This window comes from Gemmatimonadetes bacterium SCN 70-22 (genome assembly GCA_001724275.1).
Lineage (GTDB): Bacteria > Gemmatimonadota > Gemmatimonadetes > Gemmatimonadales > Gemmatimonadaceae > SCN-70-22.
In genome coordinates, this window is record MEDZ01000072.1 from 1 (window position 1) to 7175 (window position 7175).

Here is a 7175-nt window from a genome sequence, read left to right on the forward strand (position 1 = left end):
CCGCCCGCATCTTCTCCGCCATCGACCTGACCGCGGCGTTCTGAAGGCGCGGCATGAACCGATCGATCATCTGGAGCGCCTCGCGATGGTGCATGATGATCCGCCGGTACATGTCGCGGTCGTACTCGGTTCCCGACTTCTGCTGCAGCGAATCGTTCATCGCCTTATTGCTCGGCATGACCATGGGCTCGATCGTCTCGCCGTAGCTGGTCTTGAGCATGCCGACCATCCGGTCCCGCTCCTCGGACTGCTTCGTGTGCAGCTCGTGCGCGTCGGCCTTGGCCTCAGCGCTCGAGGCACGGTTCATCGCCGCGTCCATCATGGTGACGAGCACCTGATGGTGGTCGCTCATCATCCGAAGGAACTCGTGATCGGCGTCCTTCGCGGGCCCGCGATCCATGCCGGCCATCTTCGAGTGGTCCATGCCGCCCATGCTCGTGTCAGCGGCCAAAGGCGCGGCGGCGACTGCGCCGACGGCCGTGTCCCTGCCGGCCACGGCTGACGCTGCGGACGCGTCGGTACCGTCTGCGGTATTCGGCCGTGCGCACGCCGCGCCGAGTAGACCGGCCGCGATTGCGACGAATTGGAGCGCGCCGCGCGGCGTTGAGAAGCGTAGGGGGAACATATTCTTGTGGTTGGTAGGCGAGCGTGGAGGAAGACGATTGGCAGGCATTACCTAGCATAAAAGGTGCCGGCGGGCCGGTCGTAACCGTTCTCCTCCGTGTGGAACGCGCACGCCCGAGCACAGCACGGTCGGAGTCGAATCCGCGCACTCATCGCACGTTGACAGCGCACCGGGGGCCCGCGATTTTATCGGGCGTAAGGCCGCGCGACGGGCGGGGTGACGCCCATCCATAAGTCCGAGCCTGCCTGACCGGACCGCGCTCTCCACACCGCCACCCGTCCGTCCCGAGAGAGGTACAAGCGTGAGCACCTTGGATACACACCCGAAGCCCGCGCGGCTCGGTCGTCATGGAATTCCGTTCGGCGCGCGGGTCGCGGTAGTCGCTGCCGCCCTGGTTCTCCTTACCGGCACCGCGCTCTCGGCGCATGACGTCGCCCGCGCGGCCCCGACACCACCCCGAACGCAATCCCAGGGCGACTCGGCGGATGTCGTCGCCACGGTTGAGCGTTTTCATGCGGCCCTCGCCGCCGGCGACAGCGCGGCGGCGCTCGCACTGCTCCCGCCCGACGTCATCATTCTCGAGTCCGGCGGCGTCGAGACGCGTGAGGAGTATCGCTCACACCACCTGCCCGGCGACATCGCGTTCGCCCGCGCCGTGAAGAGCGAGCGCGGAGCAATGCGAGTTACCGTGCACGGGGACGTCGCGTGGGCGAGTAGCACGAGTGTGACCCAAGGCGAGTACCGCGGGCGCCAGATCAACTCGGCGGGCGCGGAGCTCGTCGTGCTCACCCGAACGCCACAGGGGTGGCGCATTTCGGCGCTGCATTGGTCCTCGCGGACCCGGCGCGCGCCGGGCGGGTGAAGGTCCTGAACGCCGGCGGCACTCGTATCCAACGGCGCACGCTCCCGTAGCCATCACGGTCCTCCCGTGCGACGCTTCATCCGCACGCGCGCGGCGAGCACCTACTTCGTGCGTGCGGGTGCACCCACCCGCCCGTGCGAGATGAAGACCAGCGGCACTTGAAGCACATGAAACGCATGCTGTAGTTGGGTCACGCCCACGTTCCTATTCCAGAAGGAGCGCGTTCGCAGGCCACGCGTTGTCGCAACGCGGCGGCGACCTGGATCAGGGAGGTGAGCGGTGGGGCGCCGGTCTTGGAGGCCCGCGCCCCACTTCGCTCGGAGCGGTCAGTGCCCGGTGCCCGCCCCCGCCATGCGCTCGCACGATTCGGCGCAGCTGCGGCACACGTCGGCGCACTGCTGCATCATGGGGTCGTCGCCCATCCGACGGCATGCCTCCTCGCATGCGCGACAGACGGCGGCGCACGCGCGGCAAGTCTCCGTGTACAGGCGCGAGCCGCGAAGCATGGAGTTCGCGCTTGTGAGGCAGATGTCCGCGCAGACCTCCAGGGTCGTGATGTGCTCGGGTTCGGCGTGCTTCCCGCCGAGCTCCAGACAGTGACGCGACGTCTCGGTGCAGGTGGCGGCGCAACGGAGACACTCGTCGATGCACCGCCGCATCTCGGCGCTGATCGTGTGCGGCATGGGAGGACCTCTCCGGTTCGGACGGGCGCGTCGGCGCGGCCGGTTGTGCGGCCGAGCGCGCCCGTGTTGGAGGGATTGTTCAAGGCAAGACTCGTTCCGTCCCTTTACCCGAAATAAAATTCTCGCGGGTGGGGCGGCGGGTTCGGGGCACTGGGCATGGGGCGCGTGACTCCAGGGTTCGTGCAAACCGGCGAAGCCTGGCTGCCCCGAGCGTCCACAGCTCGCGCTCACCGCGCGTACTGCGCGCGGGTCCACGGCGCGCACTGGGCCGGTCGCGTTGGCGGCCACGTCGGCGCGCACGGTTTGCAGGGGGGACAGACGTGGCCGCGGAATCGGGCGACCTCGTGCTCGTGCGGAGCGACCTACGGGACGATGGCGCAGAGTCTCTGGTGGGCGACGGGCTCCGACATCGTGGCGATCCCGCTCGTGGCGGGGGTGCTTGCACCGTCGGGAATGGTGCATTCGCCCGCCAGCGGCGACGCGGCTCGTGGGGACGAGGAGCGTCCGGCGATCGGACGGCTATCGCTTCTCCGCGCGAGATGACGAAGTCCGCATTGACCTCGGCGGGGTGCCGATGCACTTTAGCCCCCATAAAGCTGGTGAGCAAGAGATGGTTGCTTCGCCGTCGATCGCTCTTCACTCATGCCTTCGTGAAGTTCATGACGATTCGATCCTTTCACACGCTCCTGCTTGGCCTGGGTCTGCTCGCCGCGAGCACGCCCCTGTCGGCGCAGACGCCTGACGCCCAGGTGCGTGCCGCCGTCGAGCGCTACAATGCCGCGTTCACGACCCGAGACCTGCCGACGCTCAAGGCCCTGCTGGCCGAGGACATCGTGCTCTACGAGCACAGCGTGCGGAACATCGGTCTGGCAGACGTCTGGGAGAATCACCTGCGGCCCGAGGTGGAGGCGTTCGAGAACACGACGGCGCGCTTCACGAACGTGCGGGTGACATCAACGCCGGAGATGGCGCTCGTCACGCGCGAGTACGCGATCCACGCCACGATGAAGGGGAAGCCCATCGACGCGCAGGGGAACGAGACGATGGTCTGGGTGCGTCGCGACTCCCGATGGGTGGTCACCCACATCCACTACTCGCATCCGTGCCCTCGCCCCGCACCCGCGCAGTAGCACTGCGACAACAACTCCGGGCAGGCAACGCAGGCGAGGTTGATTCACTCGGATTGTTCCGGGCTGTGGGTTCTCTAAACTCTGTCGCAGGATTTCTCTAAGGTCTGTCGCATTTTGGGGCTGCTGCCCCACGAGGGCGTCGCGCACGGCACGGGCCGGGCCCCCACCCGGGGCCCCACCCGGGAGGCGCAGAAATCCGACGGCAGTGTCTGCGGGCGTCGCGTGCGAAGGCTTTGTCGGGATGCGCAAAATTCCGTGGCTTCCGGGTGAATTGCCCGACTGCTCTGCGACCCTGCGCACGCGAGCATACAGGCGTCACGCGCCAGGGCGCAGACAGCGTCACGGAGCGTGACGGAATCCTGATGGAGGTGCGTATGCCGATCGCCCAACGACACATTCGAATCGGGTTGCTCGCGGTGGGAACGATCACACTGATGGCCGCGTGCACGGGTGCAACCATGATGAGTGGGCTGAATCCAGCCGGATCCGTCAGCCTGCAGTCGCTCGCGCCGGCGAACGGCGTCACTGGTGTTTCCGTCACGATGCCCATGACAATGCGCTTCTCCGGTCCGCTCGGAACAGGCATGGAGCGCTACCTCGCCTTACATGAGACGTCGATCTCGGGTCAGGTGGTGGCAGGTATGTGGTCCTGGTCCGCAGATCGGCGCACCGTCGTGTTTGCTCCTGATGCGCCGCTCAAGTCGCGGACCACGTACGTGATTCACATGGGCGGCGGCATGCGCGATGCAGCGGGTTCGCCGCTCGATTACGGGGCGTGCGGCGGCATGGGGGGCCGCGCGGTGGTGGGTGGAATGATGGGCGGCTCGGGGACGGAGATGATGGGTCCTGGATGGAAGGGATTGGACGGCAGCTACGGAATGAGCTTCTCGTTCACGACGGCGTGATGGGAGTGGCGCGACGGGCAGCGTCCGCGCCCGTCGCGCCATAGGTAATCATGGGGCGCGCACAGACCACACACACTGCGGGTGGAAACGACGCGTAGGGGGGTGGCCTACGCGCGTGACACGGTGCGTCACGTGAAGCGCCCCGGAGAAGCAGGGGCGGATCACGTCCGTAGGGGCCCGTAAGGGCCCATAACTGCGCAACTCAAGTACCAAACGACCCCAAGCAACGAAAATTGCGTTGACTCCTCCGTAGGAGCGTCAACACAGCTTGCGTCTCGCATGGTCCCTGCGCCTCGTTCGGGAGCAGGAGGTCGCTGGTTCAAATCCAGTCGCCCCGACTGGTGTTCCCATAGTCACCACGAGCGAAAGAGGCGCCGGAGCGATCCGGCGCCTCTTTCATTGCTCCCCCTCCCTGCGTCGCTCGTCTCCGACGGGCCCGGGGCCCCTCGATACCGCGCCCCTCCCTTCCGCTGGCCGCTCCCCGGGGAATCGCCCGACACCACCGAGCCCGGGGGGGCGGAGGGCGGGGGGGGGCGGAACGGGTTGCCGAGTGGGTGAACCGCGCGTCATTGGGGGAGTAGCGCGCTCCCCAGCGCCCCTCCACGCCCACACCAGACGGTGAGCGCCCTCCTCGCATGGCGAACATCCTGTACGTCGTAGATGAACCCTCGCTCGGTCAGCATCTCGAAGAGACGCTCGCTCGCGCCGGTCACCGCGCGCAGGGGAGCCGTTCCGTCGCCGAGGCGTTGCAGCTCCTCACCCGCGAGAGCTGTGACCTGATCGTCGCAAGCCATCAGCTCCCCGGACTGACCGGGATCGAGTTCCTCTCGCTGCTGCGCCGCGAGGGGTACGACACCCCGTTGATCATGCTCACGGACGAAGCGTCGGCCGAGCAGGCGGACACGGCGATCGAGGCAGGGGCGATCAGCTGCGTCACCACTCCCTTGCGAGCGGCGCAGGTCGCGTTGACCGTGGAGCAGGCCCTCGAGTTCGCGAGACTCCGCCGGGAGAACGAACTGCTGCGGCGCGACGTCATGGAGCTGCGCAGCGCGCAGCAGGTGATCGGCGAGAGCATGCAGATCCGCCGCATCCTGCAGACGGTGGCGATGGTGGCGCCGACCCGCGCGACCGTCCTCCTGCAGGGGGAAACCGGGACGGGCAAGGCCCTCCTGGCTCGCGCGATCCACGACCAGAGCGATCGCCGCGACCGGCCCTTCATCACCCTCGACTGCAGCGCGCTCCCCGAGGCGATGGTCGAGAGTGCGCTCTTCGGTCATGAGCGCGGCGCGTTCACCGGCGCCGTGAGGCGGGTGGAGGGGGCATTCGAGCGCGCGCATGGCGGGACGCTCCTCCTCTCCGAGATCTCGGCCATGCGTCTCGACGTGCAGGCGAAGCTCCTGCGCGTCCTGCAGGACCAGGAGTTCGAGCGGGTGGGAGGTACGACTCCCATTCGGGTGGACGTGCGTGTGATAGCGTCGACCGAGCAGCGCCTGGCCGACCTCGCCGCCAGCGGGGCGTTCCGGCAGGACCTGTACTTCCGGCTGAGCGTCGTCCCGATTCCCGTCCCCGCCTTGCGCGAACGGCCGGAGGACATCCCGATGCTCGCACACCGCCTGGCCACGCGCACCGCGCGCGAGGCGGGGAAGGAGCTCAAGGGAATCGCCCCAGAGGCGCTGCAGCTGCTGCAGGACTACGAATGGCCGGGCAACGTTCGCGAGTTGCAGCACGCCATCGAGCGCGCGGTGGTCCTGTCCACCGATGTGACACTCCCGGCGCGCCTGTTCGAGCAGTTGCGCACGGGCGCGGCCGCGGCGGCAGGTAGTGGCGCGCACCACGGCACGCCAGCAGTGGCGGCCATGCCGGGGGCCGGCAGCTCCCCGCCGGTCGCACCGCAGGGCGGGATCGTGCTCCACACGCTCAACGTCGACGAGGCGGAACGGGCGCTGATCCAGCGGGCGCTCGAAGTGACGCGGGGGAACCGCACCAGGACCGCCGACCTGCTCGGCATCAGCGTGCGCACGCTTCGCAACAAGCTCAATGGCCCGCAGCGGGCCGGGGTCGCCGAGCATTGATCGGGGCGCGGCGCGTCGCCTGACGACGCCGCGCTCCTGCGTCCGCGCGCTCGACTTGTATTGCCCCCCGGGGCGCGTTAGCCTTCCCTTTCCACCGCGTGTGCTACGTGCGCGCCGGTGACGCGCGCGAGTAGCTCAGCTGGATAGAGCGTCGGCCTCCGGAGCCGAAGGTCGTGGGTTCGAATCCCGCCTCGCGCATCTGCATGGTGAAAGAGCGGGGAGTCTCGTCGACGACGCAGACTCCCCCTTTCACCATATCGCCCCCTGGCGCGTCCCAGCCCCCGAGACATTCCCCCCGCCGCGCGTGGACATCGTCGAACTCAAGCGGAAGTCGGTCGCCGAACTCATCGACCTGGCGTCGGGGCTGGACATCCAGGAGACCTCGGGGCTCCGCAAGCAGGACCTGATCTTCCACATCGAGCAGCGCCTGCTCGACCAGCAGGTGGTGCTGCGGGGCGAGGGGGTGCTCGAGATCCTCGACGAGGGGTACGGGTTCCTGCGCAGCCAGGACTGGAGCTACCTGCACGGGCCCGACGACATCTACGTGTCGCCGTCGCAGATCAAGCGCTTCGACCTGCGCACGGGCGACTCGATCCGGGGCGAGGTGCGCCCCCCCAAGCACTGGGAGCGGTATCTCGCGCTCCTCAAGGTCGACCTGGTCAACGGCGCGGCGCCGGACCCGTCGCAGCCGCGGCTGATCTTCGACAACCTGCGCCCACGCTATCCGGACCAGCGCATCCGGCTCGAGAACGGCGACCTCTCGATGCGGGTCGTGGACCTGGTGGCGCCGATCGGGAAGGGACAGCGAGGACTGATCGTCGCGCCGCCCCGCGCCGGGAAGACGATCCTGCTGCAGAAGATGGCGAACGCCATCTCCGAGAATCACCCGGAGGTGACG

Annotated in this window: 6 protein-coding genes, 1 tRNA gene and 1 pseudogene; 6 read left to right on the top strand and 2 right to left on the bottom strand. The window is 68.1% G+C overall.

Annotated elements, in window-relative coordinates:
• On the bottom strand, nucleotides 1-433 hold a 433-nt coding region (locus ABS52_18920), incomplete at its 3' end, for a hypothetical protein (protein ID ODT00127.1).
• 544 nt (nucleotides 434-977) lie between these two features.
• Between ABS52_18920 and ABS52_18925 the strand changes: the two genes are divergently transcribed.
• The gene (locus ABS52_18925) at nucleotides 978-1487 is read left to right on the top strand and encodes a hypothetical protein (GenBank protein ODT00132.1); all 510 of its coding nucleotides are present in this window, start codon (nucleotides 978-980) and stop codon (nucleotides 1485-1487) included.
• A gap of 326 nt (nucleotides 1488-1813) precedes the next feature.
• On the opposite strand, the gene ABS52_18930 is transcribed toward ABS52_18925, so the two are convergent.
• Nucleotides 1814-2170, bottom strand: coding sequence for a ferredoxin (locus ABS52_18930; protein ID ODT00128.1), 357 nt, complete (start codon nucleotides 2168-2170; stop codon nucleotides 1814-1816).
• A 650-nt stretch (nucleotides 2171-2820) separates the two neighbouring features.
• On the opposite strand from ABS52_18930, the gene ABS52_18935 reads away from it, so the two are divergent.
• The 5 genes and pseudogenes from ABS52_18935 (at nucleotide 2821) to rho (ending at nucleotide 7175) form a co-directional block, all read left to right on the top strand.
• Nucleotides 2821-3300 (top strand): hypothetical protein, encoded by a 480-nt coding sequence (locus tag ABS52_18935; protein ID ODT00129.1) that lies wholly within the window; start codon nucleotides 2821-2823, stop codon nucleotides 3298-3300.
• A 362-nt stretch (nucleotides 3301-3662) separates the two neighbouring features.
• A complete protein-coding gene (locus ABS52_18940; protein ID ODT00130.1) occupies nucleotides 3663-4205 on the top strand; it encodes a hypothetical protein in 543 nt (180 codons plus the stop codon).
• 635 nt (nucleotides 4206-4840) lie between these two features.
• Nucleotides 4841-6277: a hypothetical protein gene (locus ABS52_18945; GenBank protein ODT00131.1), complete on the top strand. Its 1437-nt coding sequence runs from the start codon at nucleotides 4841-4843 to the stop codon at nucleotides 6275-6277.
• A gap of 124 nt (nucleotides 6278-6401) precedes the next feature.
• Nucleotides 6402-6475: transfer RNA gene (locus ABS52_18950), tRNA-Arg, on the top strand.
• A 106-nt stretch (nucleotides 6476-6581) separates the two neighbouring features.
• Nucleotides 6582-7175 (top strand): annotated as a pseudogene (gene rho, locus ABS52_18955) (transcription termination factor Rho).

What these genes read in the sequence shown, in the direction of transcription:
- ABS52_18930 (ODT00128.1), bottom strand. Translation starts at nt 2,170, where the DNA reads ATGCCGCACACGATCAGCGCCGAGATGCGGCGGTGCATCGACGAGTGT.
- ABS52_18940 (ODT00130.1), top strand. Translation starts at nt 3,663, where the DNA reads ATGGAGGTGCGTATGCCGATCGCCCAACGACACATTCGAATCGGGTTG.
- ABS52_18945 (ODT00131.1), top strand. Translation starts at nt 4,841, where the DNA reads ATGGCGAACATCCTGTACGTCGTAGATGAACCCTCGCTCGGTCAGCAT.